The following is a 20,559-nucleotide window of genomic DNA, read 5'->3' as shown; positions in this document are numbered from 1 at the left end:
GTCGCCTCGTCGGGCCGGACCGCGTACCCTTCACCGCATGCGTACGCAGCGCCAGATCGTCGACTACTCGCTTCAGAAGCGAGCAGTGCTGCGTGAGCTGATGGCCAGCCGCATCGGTACGTACGACGTGTGTGACGCGTCGCCGTACCTGAAGAACGCTGCACGCTTCCACGGTGAGCCGACCGACCTGCGCTGCCCCATCTGTCGCGGCGAGAATCTGACCCTGGTCCACTACATTTACGGGGACGAACTCAAGCAGTCCGCCGGACAGGCCCGGACGCTCGCCGAGCTGCCCGTACTGGCGATGACGCTACGTGAGTTCCAGGTCTTCGTGGTGGAGGTGTGCCTCGGCTGTGACTGGAACCATCTCGTCGAGCAGTACCTGCTCGGCCGGGACGGTCTCACCGGCGACGGCGACGGTGTTGGCGCTGACGGGCAGGACGCCGCGGCCACCGAAGGCGTGGGTCGGCGGAGGCGAGAGGCGCAACGGTGATCTCAGCGGGTTGGACCGGCTCCGGGGCTGGGGACATGACCCGGGACGGCCGACCACTCGTTGGTCCGATTAGCCCGATTGATTCGGCAATGACCCTGGCGAACCGGCACCCTCGTGCCGGCGGTCCGGGTGAAGCAACTCACGGCAACCCGGTGGCGGCGCTGTCGCGCCCCACCGCGACCGGCAGGGTGTGAAGAATGAACTCGTACGGCGATCCCAGCTCCGCGCGCGGTCGGGCCCAGTACCCGGGCCCGGACGGTGACCCCGGACCGGGCGCGGACGACGCGTACCGCAGACCCGGCGGTGACTCCCGCGCGGGCGGTTGGTCCTCCGCGGAGCCCGCGGCGCCCCCCGGCCGGGCCTCGGTGACACCGAGAGCCGCCGGCGGTCGCGCGTCGGTCGGTGGCTCGGCCTCCGTGCCGCCCCCGGCGCTGCCGCCGGATCCGCGTCGGTGGGCTCGGCCACGCCCGGCCGCAGCGGTCGGGCCTCGGTGCCGGTGTCGCCGGCACCGGGTGCGGCCGCGGGTCGCGCCGGCGCCGGACGGGCCTCCGTCCCGGTGTCCCCTGCGCCGGGAGCGCCCGCCGGTCGGGCCCGGGTGGGCACCGCCGCCGTCGGCGCCGCCTCGGCGGGCCGGGCCAGTGTCGGCTCCGCGTCGGTGGGTGGCCGTGCCGCGGTCGCCCGGGCGAGCGTCTCGCCGGTCTCCGGCGGGCCGGGTGGTCCCGGCGGTCCGAATGGCCCGGGCGGACCGAACGGGCCCGGTCGCGGTGGCCGGGGCGGTCGCGGCGCGGGTGACCCCGCCGCGGCGGCGCGGGCCAAGAAGCGCAAGCGGATGAACCTGCTGATCGCCGGGTTCGCCGTCTTCATCATGCTCGCCGGTGCCGGCGTGGTCGGGTTCACCTACTACTCGACAAACGTGGTCATGCCCGAGGAACTGCCGCTGCCGCTGTCCACCACGGTGTACGCCAAGGACGGCAAGACCACACTGGCCAGGCTGGGCAGCGAGAACCGCACCTTCGTCACCATCGACCAGATTCCGGAGCACGTGCAGCACGCGGTGGCCGCAGCCGAGGACCGGAACTTCTACCGGCACTCCGGCGTCGACTACAAGGGCATCGTCCGTGCCGCCTGGAACAACGTCTCCAACGGTGACAAGCAGGGCGCGTCGACGATCACCCAGCAGTACGCCCGCAACGCGTTCGAGAATCTCCAGGACGACACGTACGGCCGCAAGGTCAAGGAGGCCATCCTCGCCTCCAAGCTGAACGACGCGTACAGCAAGCCGGAGATCATGCAGCACTACCTCAACGTCATCTACTTCGGGCGTGGCGCGTACGGCATCGAGGCGGCGGCACAGACGTACTTCGGCAAGCCGGCGATCAAGCTCACGCCCGCCGAGGGCGCGGTCCTGGCGGCGCTGATCAAGCAGCCGGTGGCGACCGACACCCACAAGGGTTACGACCCGGCGGTCAACCCGACCGACGCGAAGACCCGGTGGGACTACGTGATCGACGGGATGAAGAAGGAGAAGTGGCTGGACCCCGCCGCCCCGATCGCGTACCCGAAGGTGCTGCCACCGAAGAAGGGCGGCAACGGCTTCGGCGTCGACAGCCCTCGGGGCAACGTCATCAACTACGTCCGTCAGGAGATGGACGCGATGGGCCTCTGCTCCGACAGCGGCGCGGAGGGTAAGACGAGCTGTGTCGACGCGCTGCGCGACGGCGGCTACCGGATCACCACGACCATCGACCCGAAGCTCCAGACGGCCGCCGAGAACGTCGCCATGCAGTCGAAGAAGGGCTCGGAGCTCAACGACCAGCCCAAGAACCTGATGGCGGCGGTGGTCTCGATCGACCCGAAGAAGGGCCGGGTGCTCGCCTACTACGGCGGTGACAGTGGCGCCGACTTCGACTACGCCGGCAAGAACACCGACAAGAACGGCGACCTGGCCGGCGGTCACGCTCCGGGCTCGTCGATGAAGGTCTACACCCTGGCCGCCGCGATCGAGGCGGGCATCTCGGTGAAGTCGCACTGGGACCCCACGCCGTACAAGCCCGAGGGTTCCAAGGTCGCGATCGGTAACGCCGGCCGGACCAATCTCAAGTGCGGCAAGTACTGCACCCTCGAAGAGTCGACGATCCAGTCGTACAACGTGCCGTTCTACTGGGTCACCAAGGAGATCGGCGCCGAGAAGGTGGTCGACATGGCGCACAAGGCCGGCGTGACCACCATGTGGGGAGTCGACCCGCCGCAGGCGTTCGACCTGTCGAAGAAGGGGCCGAACCCGTTCGACAACTACACCGGTTTCGGCAAGTACCCGCTCACCGTGTTCGACCACGCGAACGCGATGGCGACGTTCGCCAATGACGGCAAGTACATCAAGGCGCACTTCGTCATCAAGGTGGAGCAGCAGGACAAGAGCAACGGTAAGTGGAAGGTCGTCGGCAGCGAGCGCATCAAGCCCGAGCAGCGGATCGACAAGAAGGTCACCGACGAGGTCACCGCGGTCCTGAAGCAGATTCCCGCGCCCAACAATCTCTCGTTGGAAGGCGGCCGCCAGGCCGCCGCCAAGACGGGCACCTGGGAGTACAACAGCAAGGACAACGCGCACGCCTGGACGGTCGGCTACACCCCGCAGATCGCCACGGCCGTCTGGGTGGGCAGTCGGGACATCAAGAAGCCCGAGATTCGTCTCGCGAGCGGTAAGCCCATCGGCGGTTCGACCCTTCCCGGCCCGATCTGGGAGAAGTACATGAACACCGCCCTCAAGGGTCAGGAGGAGATCCCCCTGCCCACCGTCACCGGTGAGGGCGACATCACCAAGGGCAACGGCAAGGAGCCGGCCGCGCCACCGCCGCCGCCCCCGGGTCAGCCCGGCCAGCCGGGGCAGCCGTGTGACCCGCTGACCAATCCGTTCTGCCCCCGCAACGACGGCAACCCCGGCGGGAACAACCCGGGTGGGCCGGGTGGTCCCGGTGGTCCCGGCGGTCCGAACGGTTAACCGCCACCCGACCTGCCACTGAGCACCCTGGAACAAGAGCCACAGCGCACCCGCCGCCGCCGGCCGGACGACCTGTCCGGCCGGCGGTTGACGTAGTGGCACCGGGCACTTGTCGCTTGTCGACGGTGCGGGTTGTGACCTCGACGGGTAGACGAGTACATGACGCACCGCTGCGAGTACGGCAGGATGCCTCTCTATGAGCACCCAGTCGACGCCCGGCATCGACGACGCCGGAACCACCGACCACCCGTCCCGCTCCGACGGGTTCGTTCGCGGCCTGTCCGGCGCCATCGGCGGACCGCTGGGCGACCACGCGACGGCACTGGACCGGCCGGCCGGGCAGGAACGACGATTCTGGACCGCCGTCCGGATCGTCCTGGCGCTGGCCTGCCTCACGCTCGCGCTGCACTGGGTGCAGAAGTCCCCGTGTCAGGACGGCGCGTGGCAGAACAACGTCCAGTACAACCGGTTCTGCTACACGGACGTCCTCGCCCTCTACTACGCCGAGGGCCTCAACGAGGGCAAGGTGCCCTACCGGGATCACCCGGTGGAGTACCCGGTGCTCACCGGCTACTTCATGGGCGCCCTCGGTCTGCCGGTGCACGCGATCGGCAAGGGGGACCCGAGCATCAACCAGGGTCAGTGGTTCTACAACCTGAACGCGCTCGTGCTGGGCGCGCTCGCCGTGGCCACCGTCGCGGTGATCCTCGCGTTGCGCCGACGACGACCCTGGGACGCCGCCCTGTTCGCGCTCGCCCCGGCGTTGCTGCTCACCGCCACCGTCAACTGGGACCTGCTCGCCATCGGGTTGGCGGCGTTCGGTCTGTTGGCCTGGGCCCGGCGACAACCGGTGGTGGCCGGCGTGCTGCTCGGGTTGGCCGGCGCGGCGAAACTCTGGCCGCTGTTCCTGCTGGGGCCGATCCTCGTCCTGGCGCTGCGGGCCAACCGGCTCCGCGCCGCGCTCACCGCGCTCGGCGCGGCGGTGGTGGCCGTGGTGCTGGTGAACCTGCCGGCCTACCGCGCCAACCCGGACAACTGGGGTCGGTTCTTCGAGCTGAACACCACTCGGCCGATCGACTGGGGCACGCTCTGGTACATCGGGCGCTACCTCGACGGCAAGGTCGGCAACGACCCCGGCGAGCAGGGCCCGTTCGAATGGTTGAACACCAACATCCCGACCCTCAACACCATCTCGTACGCCCTGTTCGGGCTGGCCTGCATCGGCGTGGCGGTGCTGGCGCTGCGGGCCCCGCGCCGGCCGCGGCTCGCCCAGCTCGCCTTCCTGGTGGTCGCCGCGTTCCTCATCTTCAGCAAGGTCTGGTCCCAGCAGTTCGTGCTCTGGATGCTGCCGCTGGTGGTGCTGGCCCGGCCGAAGTGGGGTGCCTTCCTGGCCTGGCAACTCGCCGAGGTCTGCTACTTCGTGGCCTTCTACGGTGAGCTGCTGGGCGCGGCGACCAGCCGTCCCGTCTTCCCCGAAGGGGTGTTCGTGCTGGCCTCGACGCTGCGGCTGGCGACCGTGGTGACCCTGTGCGTGCTTGTCGTGCGGGAGATCCTGCACCCGGAGCAGGACGCGGTACGCGCCACCTACGCCGACGACCCGGACGGCGGCGTACTGGACGGCGCACCGGACGCCCACTGGCTGGACCGCTGGCGCCGCCCCGCGACCAATCCCGACCTGGAGCCCGAAACCGCCGCCGCCACCGCCACCGCCACCTGATCCCCAGGACCTGACGCGCCGAACCCACGTCAGGTTTGCGGGGGAGCCCGCCCGGCGCAGGGATCAAGCCTGACCGCCCGGAGCCGGGCGGGCTCCCCCGCAAACCGCCCCAGCAGGGCGAGCGCATCAGAGCCGATACACCACTGCGTCGCCGACCTCCTGGCGGGTGATGCCGAGCGACTCGACCGGCGCGTCGATGGTGATCTCCCATGGCGTGCCGGGCACCTCGTCGCGTAGCAGCACCACCGTCCGCACGCCGTACGTTCGCAGGTAGTTGACGCTGGTCTGGTCGGGGAACGACTGGCTGGCCCGGCGGAGTTCGTCGAGCTGCCGGGGCGTGAAGCCGCTGCCGCCGTTCGCCACGTCCGGGAACCCACTCGTCGACCAGAGCATGACGTGCTGGTCGATGCCCTGGTCGCTGGGGAGCACGAGCAGCGGACCCTCCGCCGAGCGCATCGCGGCGGGCTGCCTCGGCACCACCGGATGCGGGGTGGCGTTCAACCCTTCGACGGTGACCAGCAGCAGCGGTAACAGCGTGGCGATCCGCAGCCACGGGCCGGGCCAGGACGGCACCCGCTGCGCGGCCAGCTCACGGACCCGGTCGGTGAGGGCGGTGACCGCGCCGGCCGCGAGCAGCGCGAGCAGCAACGTGATCCAGAGCATCAACCGCCCGGGGGTACGCAGCGCGTTCCAGCCCGGCGCGTGCTCGAACAGCGGCACGTAGGTGAAGGTGCCGTCGAAGAAGCGCGTGCCCATCGCGAACACCATCGTGACCAGCACACCGCCGAGCAGGAACAGGCGGTGTCGCAGCCGCCAGACCGAGAAGAACAGCCCGCCGAACGCCAGCGCGTAGAGCACGAAACCCGGCAGCAGTGTCATCTCCGCATGGAACGGCAGCGCCGCGCGGGCACCCTCGTGCAACCCACCCCAGATCCGCGACTCCGCGGGCGCGGTCACGAAGCCGGACGCGGGGGGCGAGAAGATGGAGATGTCGTCGACGGTCCGCTCGGCGTACGGGTGCAGCTCGGTCACCTGGAAGTACGGGAACGCCATCAGCGCCCCCACCCCGGCGAAGAACAACCCGCCGACCAGGTCGGCCACGAGCAGCCGGCGGCCGAACGGCAGGGTACGACCGGACCGCAGCCACTTCACTCCGAACAGCACGGCGGCGACCAGCGCGGCGGCGGCCAGGAAGTACGCGAACGGCAGGCCGATGCCGAAGCCGAGGCTGATCTGCCAGGCCGCCACCAGCCAACCGCCGTACACCCAGCCGTCGTGCCGTCGTTCGGGCCGGTAGCCGTGGCGCAGCGACCAGCCGTGTCCCCGCGCGAGCATCGCGAGGGCCAGCGGGATGCCACCGTTGGAGAGCACGTGCAGGTGCCCGGCCTGGGCGAGCAGCCACGGCGCGTAGGCGTAGCCGACCCCGGCGACGGCGGCGCCGATCCGGCCGGCCCCGAGCTGCCGGGCCAGGGCGTACGCCCCGAGCGTGGCGAGCGCGTGCGCCAGCACGAACATGATGTTGTAGCGCAGCACCGCGTCCTCGGGGCCGCTGCCGAGCATCCCGGCCGGGGCGTAGCCGAGCAGCGTGTCGGAGAACGCGAAGCTCCACAGCTCCGGGAAGAACGTGTTCGACTGCCACAGGCGGGCCGGGTCGGCCAGCAGGATGTGGCCGGACCAGGCCATCTGCCACGCCTGGAGGCTCGGGTCCCAGGTGTCCTGCGGCAGGGTGTAGCGCGGGTAGCGCAGCGTCGGCCAGGTCATCAGCACGGCCAGCGCCAACGAGGCGAGGGCCGCCAGGGTCCACTCGTGGACCAGGGAGCGGCCCACCGGGCGGGCGGCCCGGGTGAGCCAGCTGGGCCGGGGCTCCGGTGCCGAGGCGAACGCCTCCCAGCGGTCGGGGTCGACCGGCTTGGCCTCGTCGGTCGCCTCGTCGTCCTTGGCGGTGGCGTCCCTGGCGTCGTCGGCCTTCTTCTCGCCGTCGCTGGTCGTACCGACGCTCGTGGCCCGGTCGGCCTTCTTCTCGCCGTCGCTGGCTGTACCGACGGTCGTGGCCTTGTCGGCCTTCTCCGCGCCGCCCCTGGCGCGACCGTTCCTGCCGGGGGTGCCCGTCGCGGCCGTGCCGGCGGTGTTCGCGGCCTGCTCGTCGGCGGCGCTTTTCGCGGCCGTGCTGGCGCTCGTGCGAGCCTTCCCCTGCGCCGGGTCGTCGCGGGTCGCGCCGTTCGTGGTGGTTCCGGGCGAGGCGGCCGGGGTGTCACCGGTGGGCGGCGCGGCCGGTCGGATGGGTTGGTCGCCGGTGGACGCGGGCCGAGCCTTCCCCGGCTTGGACTGGCCGGTCGTCATGCTGCCGGGCGCTCCGTCGGGAGCTGCTGGCGCAGGAAGTCGATGTCGGCGGCCTGGCCCTCGACGCCGCCCGGGGTCTCGACGACCACCGGCGCCCCGGCGGCGCGGATCACCGCCACCACCAGCTCCGGGTCGATCGTCCCGCCGTCGAGGTTGTCGTGCCGGTCCTGCCCCGAGTTGAACGCGCCCTTGGAGTTGTTGGCGTGCACCAGGTCGATCCGGCCGGTGATCGCCTTGACCCGGTCGACGAGGCCGAGGAGCTCCTCACCTCCGGCGTACGCGTGGCAGGTGTCCAGGCAGAAGCCGACCTCGTAGTCGCCGACTGCGTCCCAGAGCCGGGCCAGCGCGTCCAGCCGGCGGGCGCACGCGTTGTCGCCGCCGGCCGTGTTCTCGATGAGGACCGGCACGCCGAACCCGCCGGAGTCGGCCGCGTACGCGAAGGTCTTGCGCCAGTTGTCGAAGCCGACCGCCAGGTCGTCTCCGGCGTTGACGTGCCCACCGTGGACGATCAGGCCCTTGGCGGCGATCTCGGCCGCCGCGGTCGCGTGCCCGAGCAGCAGCTTGCGACTGGGGATCCGGATGCGGTTGTTGAGGGTCGCCACGTTGATGACGTACGGCGCGTGCACGTAGAGGTCGACGTCGGTGGCCCGCAGCCGCTCGGCGTCCTCCCGAGGCTTGGGTGCCTTCCATCCCTGCGGGTCGGAGAGGAAGAACTGCACGGTGTCGGCGGACCGTGCTGCTGCCTCCGCCAGCGGGTCGGTCGAATCGACGTGGGCTCCGATACGCATGGCAGCGAGCCTACGTCGGGACCACGGCGGGTGTGCTGACGGTCGGCGCGATGTCGTCACTCCGGCCGTCGGACGATCGTTGAGGGGATGGGATCCGACGAGCGGGGCCCGGGGCTGGGCGCGACGAGGTGCCCGGGTACGGCCAGCGGGTGTTCGTCGGCCCGACAGCGAGGTCACCCCTGCGGCGCGGCCCGGCGTCGCGGGGGGAGACCCGTCGTAGTGCCAGATCGGCCCGGATCCACAATCTCGGAAATTTCTGCCTTTTCGCCCTACACGGGACGAAACCCGTTGTATCGTCAGATAACAACACGATAAAGCTCCGCGGGGCGTCTCCGGTCCAACCTCATCGGTGTGGTCGTTCCTCCCCAGGTCCCACCCAAGGAATGCGGACGGGACGCTCCGCGGCCTCGTTGACGGGGGCTCGCCACCGACCAGTGACGGTCGGGTGGCGGGCCCCCGTCGGCATGTCCGGGGCACTGGCCCGACCACCCCGGGCATGATCGTCCGGACCGGGTATCCTGGTCAGGTTGTCCGCGTCCGGCCGGGTTCCCCCGGCACGTGCGGGCAGCGACGCACGACCTCCTGCCACGGAAGGACCGTGGCCGCTTAGCCCACAGGAGGTGAGCACGTCTTGCGTCATTACGAGATCATGGTGATCCTCGACCCCAGCCTCGAGGAGCGCACCGTCGCCCCGTCGCTCGACACGTACCTGAACGTGATTCGGACCGCGGGTGGCTCGGTTGAGAAGACGGACGTGTGGGGCCGCCGGCGCCTCGCGTTCGAGATCAACAAAAAGGCCGAGGGCATCTACGCCGTCGTCGACCTGCAGGCCACGCCTGCTGCCGTGGCTGAGCTGGACCGTCAGCTCCGGCTGAACGAGTCCGTGCTGCGCACCAAGGTCATCCGGCCGGAGATGCGCTAAGCATTCTGTCCGGCATTCAACCCGGTTCGCCCGGATCAGCCTCCGCGACTCTGTCGTACGGCTCTGAGAGCCTGTACGACGAGACGCTGAGTGCGCGAGGAGATGGTCATGGCAGGAGACACCACCATCACGGTCATCGGCAATCTGACCGATGACCCCGAGTTGCGGTTCACCCCCTCCGGGGCTGCGGTCGCCAAGTTCCGTATCGCCTCGACGCCCCGATTCATGGACAAGGCGTCGGGCGAGTGGAAGGACGGCGAGCCGCTGTTCCTCGCTTGCACCGTCTGGCGGCAGGCCGCCGAGCACGTCGCCGAGTCGCTGCAGCGCGGCGCTCGGGTGATCGTCTCGGGCCGGCTGCGTCAGCGGTCATACGAGACCCGCGAGGGTGAGAAGCGCACCGTCATCGAGCTTGAGGTCGACGAGATCGGCCCGTCGCTGCGCTACGCCACGGCGAAGGTGCAGAAGATGTCCCGCTCCGGTGGCGGTGGCGGCGGCTTCGGTGGTGGCGGCGGTGGTGGTAGCCAGGGTGGCGGCGGAGGCAACTTCGACGACCCCTGGGCTTCGGCCGCACCCTCTCCCGCGCGTGCCGGTTCGGGCGGCAACTTCGACGAGGAGCCTCCGTTCTAATGGCGCCGAGCGCCCGCGATCGCAAACCAGGAGCAAGGTCAATGGCCAAGGCTGCGGCACTTCGCAAGCCTAAGAAGAAGGTGAACCCGCTCGACAAGGACGGGATCACCTACATCGATTACAAGGACACGGCGCTGCTGCGCAAGTTCATCTCCGACCGCGGCAAGATCCGCGCTCGGCGGGTCACCGGCGTGACCTCGCAGCAGCAGCGGCAGATCGCCCGCGCGGTCAAGAACGCCCGCGAGATGGCGCTCCTGCCGTACACCGCAACGGCCCGCTGAGAGGAGGCACCGATATGAAGATCATCCTGACTCAGGAAGTGTCCGGCCTCGGTGCCCCGGGCGACATCGTCGAGGTCAAGGACGGCTTCGGCCGTAACTACCTGCTGCCGCAGGGCTTCGCGATCGCCTGGACCAAGGGCGCGGAAAAGCAGGTCACGGTCATCAAGCGGGCCCGCTCGGCCCGTGAGATCCGCGACCTCGACCACGCCAACGAGGTCAAGGGCCAGCTCGAGGGTCTCAAGGTCAACCTGAAGGCCCGTGCCGGCGACGGCGGGCGGCTCTTCGGCTCGGTCACCTCGGCCGAGATCGTCGACGCCGTCAAGGGCGCCGGCGGTCCGGTCCTCGACCGTCGTCGGCTGGAGGTGCCCGGTCACATCAAGTCGACCGGCACCTACCCGGTGAAGATCAAGCTGCACCCCGAGGTCACCGCGTCGTTCAACCTGAACGTCGTTCAGGGCTGACGACCCGCTGGACCACGACGAAGGCCCGCACCGAGCGATCGGTGCGGGCCTTCGCGCATACGCCACAAGTGATCCGGCTCGCCAGCCTCAGCCGATCGGTTGACCGGTCACCGCGCTGATCAGCACCGTGGACAGACCACCACCGACCACCGCCGCGGCGAGCGCGATCGTCGCCGACCGCCACGTCGTGCCGACCCGCCGCAGCAGCGCAGCCACCACCAGGCTGCTCACCAGCGCCAACCCGAAACGCGGGGAACCGGCGAGCAACGACTCCAACGCACGGGACCGTGCGGAGTCGCAGCCACCCCCGGAGATGTCGGTGACACAACCGGCGGGCGCCTGCCCGTCCAGCGTCAGCAACCACAGGAAGATCAGCACGGCCGGCACCACGTAGCAGGCGGTGGTGTACAGCAGCGGCCGGACCGACCCACCGGGATCAGGGTCGAGGAGGTCATCCTCCAGACGCCGCGCCCAGCCGCCCGCCGCCACCGACTCGACCCGCCGCCGCACCGCCGCCGTACCGACCGGCGACCGGTCCGCCCGACGCACGGTGCCGGAAGGGGGTACGGGCGCACTACGCGGTCGCGGGGCGGTGTAACCCACCACCGGCGACCGAGGCGCCGACGTCGTCGTGGTGTCCATCCAGCGCGGATCGTCACCGGACAACCGCGTACCGGGCCAGAAACCGCTGTCCCGGCTCGGCCATCCCTCCGTCAGTCGATCCGAGCGGGGTGGCAGCGTCCGGTCCCACTGGTCGTCCTCGACCGCGGACCGCTCCCACTGGCCGGTGCGGTCCGACCGCTCCCAACCACCGACACTCTCCCCCTGCGACCACTGCCCGCTCAGGTCCGTGGTGTCCGGGCCGGGCGGCGGCCACGCGTGCACGCCCGACGCGTCCCACGGGTCCACCGCGGGCGCGTACGACGGATCCGGCTCCGCCGGCCGCTCCGACCCGCGTTCCCAGGGATCGACCGCCGGACGAGTCCACGACTCCTCCGCCGCGCGCCGGCTGCGCCGCGTCGGTCGGCTCACCTCCGGGCGGGACGTCGCCTCGGCCGGGCCGGCCTCCAGGTCCCCACCGGACCAGATCACCTGCGGACGACCGGCCGGCGCACGACGGGGACGACGGTCGGCGGCCGCGCCGGAGACCGGCTCCTCCTCCGCCGAGTCGGCGCGTCGGCGGCCCGCATAGCCCTGCTCCTGGGGACGGTCGAGCGTCCACTCCCGGGTGTGGTCCGATTCGGGGCCCGCGCCGATCGCTGGCTGCTCGCGCCGACCACCCGCCCCGATCGCCGGCTGCTCGCGCCGACCACTCGCACCGATCGCCCGCTGCTCGCGCCGACCGCTCGCGTCAGCCCGGCGTCTGCCCGTCGTCTCGGCGCTGCGCCAACCGGCGCCGGAGCTCGGACGCTCCGGCTCCACCTCGTCCTGTGCCTCGTCGGGCGCGGCGTGTCGTCCACCACCGTCGGCACGCTGGACCCCCGATTCCAGCGCCCACCGCGGCAGGTAGGCGTCGACCGGCTCGTCCTGCCCACGGTCCCGCGCACGCCGCCGACTGGAGGTGCGGTAGGGCGCGTCCTCGTCGTACGGATCGGCCGGAGCGGGCAGCGCGGGCTGACCCCACGAGGCGGTTGACGGACGCTCCCGCGGGCTGCCCTCCCCGCGTCCCCAGTCCCGGTAACTCACGGCCGGAGTGTGACCCTTCTGAACCCAAAGCGTGATCCGCTGTCCAGGTGTAGCCGTTCGCTGGAGATAGTACGGGAAGATCGTGTAAAAGAACCGACCGAAATATTCTCCTCCACAGGGTGGGGACCGCATATCGCCAGGTCAACGACCTGCGGCCGAGAATTCCCCAGCGGTTGTCCACAGGCTGTGCACACCCTGCGCACATGCTCGCCCACCGGCGTCCACAGGTTGTCCCGAGGCTCGTCCACCGTGCTTGTTGAGTCGCTGACCTCGGGGTCCGTATGGTTGGCCCTCGACCGCCGGCGCGATGGCCCCCGATCGACCGGTTCCGGTCGGGAGAACTGTCGTACCCGGGCGGTAATGCTGGGACGGATCCGACGCAGTGGAGGGGGGACCGGTGTCGGTCACCGACGACATGCGGGCGGAGGCCCGGTCCGGCAACGGCCAGCCACCCGTGCAGCGGGACGGCCAGTTCGACAAGACTCCACCCCAGGACGTCGCTGCCGAGCAGTGCGTCCTCGGCGGCATGTTGCTCTCCAAGGACGCCATCGCCGACGTCGTCGAGATCCTCAAGACCAACGACTTCTACCGGCCGGTGCACGCCACCATCTTCGACACCATCCTCGACATCTACGGCCGGGGTGAGCCGGCAGACCCGATCACCGTGGCCGCCGCCCTGACCGACTCGGGCGACCTGGCCCGCATCGGTGGCGCTCCCTATCTGCACACCCTCATCGCCAGCGTTCCCACCGCCGCCAACGCCTCGTACTACGCCCGCATCGTCAGCGAGCGTGCCGTGCTGCGTCGGCTCGTCGAGGCCGGCACCAAGATCGTGCAGCTGGGCTACGGCACCGCCAGCGGCGGCAGCCGCGACGTCGACGACGTCGTGGACCTCGCCCAGCAGGCCGTCTACGACGTCACCGAACGCCGGGTCAGCGAGGACTTCGCGATCCTGGCCGACATGCTCCAGCCGACGCTGGACGAGATCGAGGCGGTGGGCGCGCAGGGCGGCGTGATGACGGGCGTGCCGACCGGCTTCAGCGACCTGGACCGGCTGCTCAACGGCCTGCACGCGGGGCAGTTGATCATTGTGGCCGGGCGGCCCGGTTTGGGAAAATCTACGGCGAGTATGGACTTTGCCCGAAATGCCGCCATTCGCGCCAACCAGGCCGCTGCCATCTTCTCGCTGGAAATGAGCAAGGTCGAGATCGTCATGCGACTGCTCTCGGCCGAGGCGCGGGTGCCGCTGCACGTGCTGCGCAGCGGGCAGCTCTCCGACGACGACTGGACCAAGCTGGCCCGCTGCATGGGTGAGATCAGCGAAGCGCCGTTGTTCGTCGACGACACGCCCAGCATGAACCTGATGGAGATTCGCGCGAAGGCCCGCCGACTCAAGCAGCGGCACGACCTCAAGATGATCGTGGTCGACTACCTCCAGCTGATGACCTCGCCCAAACGCACCGAAAGCCGCCAGCAGGAGGTCGCCGACCTCTCCCGTGGCCTCAAGCTGCTGGCCAAGGAGGTCGAGTGCCCCGTCATCGCGGTCAGCCAGCTCAACCGTGGCCCGGAGCAGCGCACCGACAAGCGTCCACAGTTGTCCGATTTGCGTGAATCGGGTTCAATTGAGCAGGATGCAGACGTTGTCATCCTGCTGCATCGCGACGATTACTACGACAAGGAGTCACCGCGGGCGGGCGAAGCGGACTTCATCGTTGCCAAGCATCGAAATGGCCCGACCGACACGGTGACGGTCGCAGCCCAACTGCACCTCTCGCGATTCGTGGACATGGCCATCGGATGATCGGCGTCCGCGGGGCGCCGTACGGCTCGCCAATCCGCCGCCGGCCGAATCGCCCGAGGCAACGGCTGGAGACAGGCATCACCCCAGGCTGAGGTCGTGCTTCTCGAGAGCGGCCTGGATGATGTCGAGCGCCTTCGGGCCCATGCCGTGCAGTGCGGCCAGCTCCTTACGGGGCACCCCGGCCAACTCGCGCAGAGTCGTGTAACCGGCGTTGTGCAAGGCGCGGGTGGCCGGCGCACCGATCTTCGGCAGCAGGTCGGTTGAAGAATCCATGTGTCCACGGTGCATTACGTCACCCCAGCAGAGGGAACCAGCCCGCCGCCTCGCCCAACTCCAGCCGGTCCCGGTCGGTGAGCGGCAGCCGGCCGGTCGCCTTCAGCAGGAACTCCTGGTCATCCCACCCGGCAGGGCGTACGGCGTCGTCGCTCAACAGGCCATCCATTGTGGACACCGCCACGCGCACCGCCAGCGGTCCGGGCGGCGGCGCGGCCGGCAGCTCCACCGTGAGGTCCAGGTGGTGCACCACGGCCTCGGTGGTCAGGGTCGCCAGGAGATCGGGTACGCGCAGCACGTGGCCCTGTGTGGTCACGTACCCCTCGGGGTCCGCGAACCCGGCGGCGCGGACCGCCGCCGGGGCGGTCTCCCGCCACAGCCGGACGATGGCCGTCGGCCGGTCGAAGGCGGACGCCGACCGCCGGATCCACCAGGCGTGCCGGGCTGCCTGTTCGTCGCCGCCCGGGAAGCCCCGCCAGTAGGAGACGTCGTCCACGTCTGCCGGACCGTCGACCGGGCTGGCCAGGGCCACCAGTGCCCGCTGGGCGTCGCCGAGCACGTGCAGGAGCAGGTCGGCGACGAGCCAGCCCTGGCATCGGGTGGCCCGTTGCAGGTCAGCGTCGTCGAGGGCGTCGACCACTGCGGTGATGCCGTCGTACGCCTCGGCGAGGGCCTCGTCGTGCCGGGTGGCGGTCATGCGATGCAGCCTCGCACGGACCGCCGGGTCAGCCAATCACTCGCGGCGTTGCCCGGGTCGACGTGGATCGACCCGGGCAGGAAGACTCGGCTGGGCTCAGCCGAACATCTCGTCGAGGAAGCTCTTGCGCTTCTTGTGCCGGTAGTGGCCGTGGTAGCCGTAGTGCTGCTGCTGCTGGTGGCCATAGGCAGGCGCCGGCGGGTAGCCGTGCGCGGGCGGCGGGGGCGGCGGTGGCGGGACGGCGCCGTAACCGGGCTGGTGCTGGGCGGGCGGCGGCGGTGGGGGCGCGTAACCGCCCGGCTGCTGGGCCGGCGCGGTCGGCCCGGCCTGTTGGCGACTCCAGTTGGCCTCTGCCTCGAACAGCTTCTCGAGCTCGCCGCGATCGAGGAAGATGCCCCGGCACTCGCCACACTGGTCGATGACGACGCCGCTGCGCTCGTACTGGCGCATCTCGCCGCGACACTTGGGACAGATGAGGTCACTCATCACCCGACGGTACCCGGTCGACCTAAGCGATTGCTGTGAGCGCCGCGATGACTTCGTCGTCGGAGACCTCGTGGAAGTCGTCGTAGTAGGCGCTCACCGAGCCGAACTCCGGCGGGCGTTGGGCGCAGATGACCTGGTCGGCTTCGGCGGCCAGCAGCTCGTACGCCTCCTGGGCGCCGACCGGCACAGCCACCACGACGCGGCGGGCGCCGAGCCGGCGGGCGACCTCGACGGCGGCACGGGCGGTCGCGCCGGTGGCCAGACCGTCGTCGACGATCACGGCGACGCGTCCGGTGAGGTCCAGCGGTGGGCGACCGCCCCGGTAGAGCCGCTCGCGGCGCTCCAACTCGACCTGTTCGCGGTGGCTGACCTCGGCGATGTCGCTGCTGCCGAGGCGGCTGGCGATCGCGTCGTTGAGCACCTGCACGCCACCGGGGCCGAGCGCGCCGAAGGCGACCTCCCGCGCCCAGGGCATGCCGAGCTTGCGGACGACCAGCACGTCGAGGGGGACGCCGAGCCGTTCGGCGACGACCTGGGCCACCGGTACGCCGCCGCGGACCAGGCCGAGGACGACGGCGTCCGGGTCACCGACCAGGGCGGTGAGCCGTTCGGCGAGCACCCGGCCCGCCTCGGCGCGGTCGCGGTAGGTGGTCATGCCCTCAGGTGTACGCCGTGCGACGTCGTTTCGCCCGCCGGTTACGCCGATGTGGCCCGACCGGGCAGGTGCTCGGGCGTCGGGGTGGTGGGTGCGGACTCCGGGCGGTGCACCGCGGGTGCCCAGACGAGCAGCGCCACCGGGTAGAGCAGGTAACCGAACCGGGTGGAGGGCATGAGGGCGATGGCGGCGAGTAGCCCGTACCCGCAGATCGAAGCGACGGTCGCGGCGGTGCCGGGCGGGCGTCGCGCGAGCCGGACGGCGATGGCCGCGCCGGCCGCGACCAGGAGGGTGGCGGCGATCAGCCGGCCTCCCGGCAGGGTGGTGGCGATCAGGTGGCCGGGGAACGGAGACTGCGCCGGGCTGGTGACCAGGCCGTGGCCGAGGGGAAAGCGCAGCACGTTTTCGGTGAGGGCCCCGCGGTCGACGAGCAACGCCGGGAGCAGGGCGAGCACGGGTAGCCCGATCGCGCCGGCCGCGACCCGGGCGCCGGCTCGCCGGGTCAGACCCCAGACGATCAGGACCAGGGCGATCGGCCAGGCGAACAGCTTCAGCGCGCCGGCCAGGCCGACCGCGAGACCGGCCCGGCCCGGCCGTCCGGCGGCGGCGAGCGCGAGGGCGAGCAGGCAGAGCGCGAGTACGGGTAGGTCGTCGCCGCCGGTGGCCAGGGTCAGCGCGCAGACGGGCAGGACGGTGGCGGCCTGCACTCCCCGCAGCAGGGCGGCGTCCCGCCGCTGTTTCGCGTCGAGGGTGGCTTGCGCGGCGCGCAGCGCGACCACGGCCAGGGCGAGCGCCAGCGCGGTGCCCAGCGCGAACCACACCCGGGCGTCGGTCCACCAGACGTCGACGAGGGCTCGGGGCAGGCCGAACATCGCCATGCCCGGCTGGTACGGCGTGTATCCGAGCAGTTGCTCACCGGGCGGCAGGGCGGCGATCGCGTCCCGACCGAGGTACGGCGTGGCATGGTCGAGCAGTCGGATGCCGGCCTGCTCGACGACCAGCACTTCCTCCTGGGCCCGGTCGGTGCGTCCGTTGGCCCGTTCGATGCTCTGCCAGAGCACGGGTACCAGTGCGGTGGTCACCCAGGCGAAACCCGTCACCACCCAGCGGGAGGCGAGGCCGGCCAGCCGGGGGCTGCGTCGGCGCAGCACGAGTTGGACGATCACCGCCATCGTCGCGACCAGGTAGCCGACGGCGGCGACGGCACCCCAGGCCCGGTGCGGCAGGAGGGTCGACGTGCTCGCGGTGATCGCCGCGAACAGGGCCGACACGGTGTAGAGACCCAGGTCGAGGGCGAGTCCGCCGGCGGCGGTGTCGAGCGTCCGCCAGCGCTGGTGAAGGGCGGTCGGGGCGTCGGCGGTCACGGCCGCCAGTCTGGCAGATCTCGCTGCTCACCCAGCTGGCCGTCCGGCCGCAGCCTGGTCGGTGCGCAGGTGCCCGGTCAGGCCGGGAGGTGGCGGTCCGGGCGGGAGCGACCGGCCTGGCGGCGGGTCTGGTTGAGGCGGATCACCGCGCCGGTGTCGTGCAGCGGCGGCGCCAGCGTCCCGGGTTGGCCCCCCGAGCCTCGCTGCATCGTGGCGAGCAGGGTCCCGGCGGGCATCGGTCGGGCGAACAGGTGGCCCTGACCGGCCGAGCAGCCCAGCTCCCAGAGGGCCCGCCGCTGCGGTTCGCTCTCCACGCCTTCGGCGACCACCGCAAGGTTGAGGCTGCGGCCCAGGTCGAGGGTGGAGCGGATGACGGCCGCGGCCTCGGCCGAACTCTCCATGGTCGTGACGAAGCTGCGGTCGATCTTCAACTCGTGCACGGGTATCCGGGAGAGCAGCGAGAGGGAGGAGTAGCCGGTGCCGAAGTCGTCCAGCGCCAACCGGACGCCCTCGTCGCGCAGCCGGCTGAGGACCCGGTCGACCACGTCGAGTTGGCTGAGCGTCAACGTCTCGGTCAGCTCCAGCACCAGCCGCTCGGGCGGCAGGTCGTGGGCGCGCAGCCGGGCCAGTACCGAGCCGGGGAAGCGCGCGTCGAGCAGGCTGCGCGGCGAGACGTTGACCGCCACCGGCACGTCGAAGCCGGCGTCACGCCAGTCGGCGGCGGCCATCAGTGCCTGGTCGAGGATGGCCTCGGCGAAGGCTGGCAGCATTCCCGAGCGTTCCACCGCCTCCAGGAAGCGCAGCGGGTCGATCAGCCCGTGGGTGGGGTGGTGCCAGCGGGCCAGCGCCTCGGCGCTGGTCACCTCGCCGGTGCCCAGGTCGACGATGGGTTGGAAGTTGACGATGAACTCGTGGTCGGCGACCGCGCGGGGCAGGTCACCGCCGAGGGTGAGGCGGTTCAGGTCGGCGGTGTCCCGGGTCGGCGCGTACGTGGAGATCCGCTGCCCGGCCCGCTTCGCCTGGTACATCGCCACGTCCGCGCGGCGCAGCAGCTCGGCCATGCCACCGCTGGCCGGGGCCACGGAGATCCCGCCGCTGGCCTCGACGCTGATCCGCATCCCGTCCAGCTCGAACGGCTCGTGCAGGGCAGCCAGCAGCGTGTCGGCCCGGTGCGCGGCCACCGCCGGCGCCGGCAGCCCGCGCAGGAGTACGGCGAACTCGTCGCCGCCGAGGCGGGCCACCAGGTCGCTCGCCTGGGCGGCCCCGCGCAGCCGGTCGGCGACCTGGACCAGCACCTGGTCGCCGGCAGCGTGGCCGAGGGTGTCGTTGACCTCCTTGAAGTGGTTGAGGTCGATCAGCACGAGAGCGGTCACCCCGTCGGCGTGCCGGGCACTGAGCTGCTCGGTGCCCTGATCGAGCAACTGCCGCCGGTTGGCGAGGCCGGTGAGGGCGTCGTGCGCGGCGGCGTACGCGTGCTCGTCGGCCACCCGGGCCAGCTCGGCGTACGCCTGTGCGTTACGGACCGCCGTGCAGAGCGCCGAGGCGAAGGTCCGCAGCGTGTACTGCTCCCGCTCGGACAGCCGTACCGGCCCACGGAAGCGTAGGCGCAGGACGCCGATGTCGACGGAGCGGTCGTGGCCCTCCAGCGGAGTGGGCACGACGGTGCCGTCCACCTCGGTGGCTGTGTCGGTCGGCCCGTCGAAGGTGATGCCACCGGTGGCGCCCCGGACGGTGCGACCACCGTCGCGGAGCTCGATCTCGACCTCGTCGGCGGAGAACAGTTCGGCGGCCTGGGTGACGGCCGTGGTGAGGACGTTGTCCAGGTCGACCACGTTGAGCGCGTCGGTGGTGCGGGCGAGTCGCTGCCACGCCTGCTGTTCGGTGCGACCCCGGATACGTGCGGAGTAGGCGAGGTGCAGGCTCAACATCAGTGGCGGGACAGCGAGCAGCAGTCGGGGATCTTCCCGGAGGATGAGGAGCGTGCAGAAGGCGACGATGAAGCGCACGCCGAAGCCGGCGATGCGGAGGTCAAGGTTGTTCAGGAACTGCCGCGAAATGGGCGTGCTGGTGGCCAGCGCGATCACCGGGATCGCCAGCAGATCGTCGAGCAGCGCCGCTACCAGGTAGATCACACCGAGCAGGGAGGCCAGTTCGACCACGCCGGCGGACGGCCACTGCCAGTGGACGGCCACGGTGGCGACGCCCGCCCCACCGGCCACCAGGATGTTCTTGCTGACTGCGAAAGCTGCCTTGATCGTTGGCAGCTTCATGATTACCGACCCCACACCGACGCCGGCGCCCGTTGCCAGGACCACCCAGGAGGGTGGTGCGACGGCGAGCCCTATCACGATCGCCGTCTCGACCCAGGTGATGGCGTGGGTGGTGGAGCGGATACGGATAGGCGCCATGACGATTGTGCCGAGCGCAGTCATGAAGGTCAGCGCCACGAACGTCGCGCCGTCGCCCACGGAGTCGGGCGGACGGGTCGACACGTCGGCCCCGGCGACGACTGTGGGGACGATTGCCATGACGACGATGAGACCGACGAGCAGCAGAAGCTGCCGATCTGTCCTGGGACTCTGCGGTGACCCCTGGCCCATGAAGCTCCCGTCGTCGCCGACAGTTACCTGTTGACGACGGGAGCTTACCGCTCAGTGTCACCCGGATGTCAGTACCAGTCGCTGCCGCGCATTGCATGCCCCCTCCACTCGTCCGGCCGTTTCCGTATTCCGGAACCGTTCTCGTGACGGGGAGCCTAAGAGGAGCTACGCGGTTTTAGTAGCAATAAATGTCGGTATACGCAACATTAGCCAAGCTGGCGAGCTTTGTGACGGTCTGTCCATGCCGCCTGAGCGGAGCGCGGTCGTACTGCACTGGCGGTTCGCAGCTTGCGCCCTGCTGAGAGGCTATCGGCGTTGCCACCTCCTCCCTAGTCTGGCGACGGTGTGCGGACGGCCTATCCGTCAGTTC

At 70.7% G+C, this 20,559-nt stretch carries 16 protein-coding genes and 1 pseudogene; 8 read left to right on the top strand and 9 right to left on the bottom strand.

Annotated elements, in window-relative coordinates:
* Positions 1 to 37: 37 nt before the first annotated feature.
* The 3 genes and pseudogenes from ACQP03_RS33940 (at position 38) to ACQP03_RS33930 (ending at position 5,208) form a co-directional block, all read left to right on the top strand.
* Positions 38 to 493 (top strand): DUF5318 domain-containing protein, encoded by a 456-nt coding sequence (locus tag ACQP03_RS33940; RefSeq protein WP_433459750.1) that lies wholly within the window; start codon positions 38 to 40, stop codon positions 491 to 493.
* Between the two features lie 197 nt (positions 494 to 690).
* Positions 691 to 3,488: pseudogene (locus ACQP03_RS33935) on the top strand (transglycosylase domain-containing protein); the annotation flags it as partial.
* Between the two features lie 199 nt (positions 3,489 to 3,687).
* Positions 3,688 to 5,208, top strand: coding sequence for a glycosyltransferase family 87 protein (locus ACQP03_RS33930; RefSeq protein ID WP_357131357.1), 1,521 nt, complete (start codon positions 3,688 to 3,690; stop codon positions 5,206 to 5,208).
* Positions 5,209 to 5,334: 126 nt separating this feature from the next.
* On the opposite strand, the gene ACQP03_RS33925 is transcribed toward ACQP03_RS33930, so the two are convergent.
* Together ACQP03_RS33925 and ACQP03_RS33920 are read right to left on the bottom strand one after the other, a co-directional pair.
* A complete protein-coding gene (locus tag ACQP03_RS33925; protein ID WP_433459747.1) occupies positions 5,335 to 7,548 on the bottom strand; it encodes a hypothetical protein in 2,214 nt (737 codons plus the stop codon).
* Complete coding sequence (locus ACQP03_RS33920) at positions 7,545 to 8,336, bottom strand: deoxyribonuclease IV (protein WP_357131363.1); 792 nt, start codon at positions 8,334 to 8,336, stop codon at positions 7,545 to 7,547. Before ACQP03_RS33920 ends, ACQP03_RS33925 begins: the two co-directional genes overlap by 4 nt.
* 631 nt (positions 8,337 to 8,967) lie before the next feature.
* Here ACQP03_RS33920 and rpsF point away from each other — a divergent pair.
* From rpsF to rplI, 4 genes are all read left to right on the top strand, one after another.
* Positions 8,968 to 9,258, top strand: coding sequence for a 30S ribosomal protein S6 (gene rpsF / locus ACQP03_RS33915; protein WP_007453836.1), 291 nt, complete (start codon positions 8,968 to 8,970; stop codon positions 9,256 to 9,258).
* Between the two features lie 90 nt (positions 9,259 to 9,348).
* A complete protein-coding gene (locus ACQP03_RS33910) occupies positions 9,349 to 9,885 on the top strand; it encodes a single-stranded DNA-binding protein (protein WP_433459743.1) in 537 nt (178 codons plus the stop codon).
* A 41-nt stretch (positions 9,886 to 9,926) separates the two neighbouring features.
* Positions 9,927 to 10,166, top strand: coding sequence for a 30S ribosomal protein S18 (rpsR, locus tag ACQP03_RS33905; protein ID WP_007073789.1), 240 nt, complete (start codon positions 9,927 to 9,929; stop codon positions 10,164 to 10,166).
* Between the two features lie 14 nt (positions 10,167 to 10,180).
* Complete coding sequence (rplI, locus tag ACQP03_RS33900) at positions 10,181 to 10,627, top strand: 50S ribosomal protein L9 (RefSeq protein WP_007453817.1); 447 nt, start codon at positions 10,181 to 10,183, stop codon at positions 10,625 to 10,627.
* Between the two features lie 87 nt (positions 10,628 to 10,714).
* Here rplI and ACQP03_RS33895 read toward each other — a convergent pair whose 3' ends face one another.
* Positions 10,715 to 12,313, bottom strand: a complete 1,599-nt coding sequence (locus ACQP03_RS33895; RefSeq protein ID WP_357171766.1) for a hypothetical protein — start codon at positions 12,311 to 12,313, stop codon at positions 10,715 to 10,717.
* A 397-nt stretch (positions 12,314 to 12,710) separates the two neighbouring features.
* Between ACQP03_RS33895 and dnaB the strand changes: the two genes are divergently transcribed.
* On the top strand, positions 12,711 to 14,114 hold the full coding sequence (dnaB, locus tag ACQP03_RS33890; protein WP_357131374.1) for a replicative DNA helicase: 1,404 nt from the start codon (positions 12,711 to 12,713) through the stop codon (positions 14,112 to 14,114).
* A 78-nt stretch (positions 14,115 to 14,192) separates the two neighbouring features.
* Here the strand turns inward: dnaB and ACQP03_RS33885 are convergent, their stop codons facing one another.
* The 6 genes from ACQP03_RS33885 to ACQP03_RS33860 form a co-directional block, all read right to left on the bottom strand.
* The gene (locus tag ACQP03_RS33885) at positions 14,193 to 14,387 is read right to left on the bottom strand and encodes a helix-hairpin-helix domain-containing protein (protein WP_357131378.1); all 195 of its coding nucleotides are present in this window, start codon (positions 14,385 to 14,387) and stop codon (positions 14,193 to 14,195) included.
* A 19-nt stretch (positions 14,388 to 14,406) separates the two neighbouring features.
* On the bottom strand, positions 14,407 to 15,084 hold the full coding sequence (locus ACQP03_RS33880; protein WP_357131381.1) for a maleylpyruvate isomerase N-terminal domain-containing protein: 678 nt from the start codon (positions 15,082 to 15,084) through the stop codon (positions 14,407 to 14,409).
* Between the two features lie 96 nt (positions 15,085 to 15,180).
* Complete coding sequence (locus ACQP03_RS33875) at positions 15,181 to 15,570, bottom strand: zf-TFIIB domain-containing protein (RefSeq protein WP_357131384.1); 390 nt, start codon at positions 15,568 to 15,570, stop codon at positions 15,181 to 15,183.
* A 22-nt stretch (positions 15,571 to 15,592) separates the two neighbouring features.
* Positions 15,593 to 16,225 carry a phosphoribosyltransferase gene (locus ACQP03_RS33870; RefSeq protein WP_433459738.1) on the bottom strand — a complete coding sequence of 211 codons (633 nt, stop codon included), beginning with the start codon at positions 16,223 to 16,225 and terminating at the stop codon, positions 15,593 to 15,595.
* Between the two features lie 41 nt (positions 16,226 to 16,266).
* The gene (locus ACQP03_RS33865; RefSeq protein ID WP_357392265.1) at positions 16,267 to 17,589 is read right to left on the bottom strand and encodes a glycosyltransferase 87 family protein; all 1,323 of its coding nucleotides are present in this window, start codon (positions 17,587 to 17,589) and stop codon (positions 16,267 to 16,269) included.
* 77 nt (positions 17,590 to 17,666) lie between these two features.
* A complete protein-coding gene (locus ACQP03_RS33860) occupies positions 17,667 to 20,189 on the bottom strand; it encodes a putative bifunctional diguanylate cyclase/phosphodiesterase (protein ID WP_357131393.1) in 2,523 nt (840 codons plus the stop codon).
* Positions 20,190 to 20,559 lie beyond the last annotated feature (370 nt).

It is taken from the genome of Micromonospora sp. CA-248212, from assembly GCF_050948405.1.
Classification (GTDB): Bacteria; Actinomycetota; Actinomycetes; order Mycobacteriales; family Micromonosporaceae; genus Micromonospora.
This window is presented reverse-complemented; position numbering and strand designations above follow the sequence as displayed.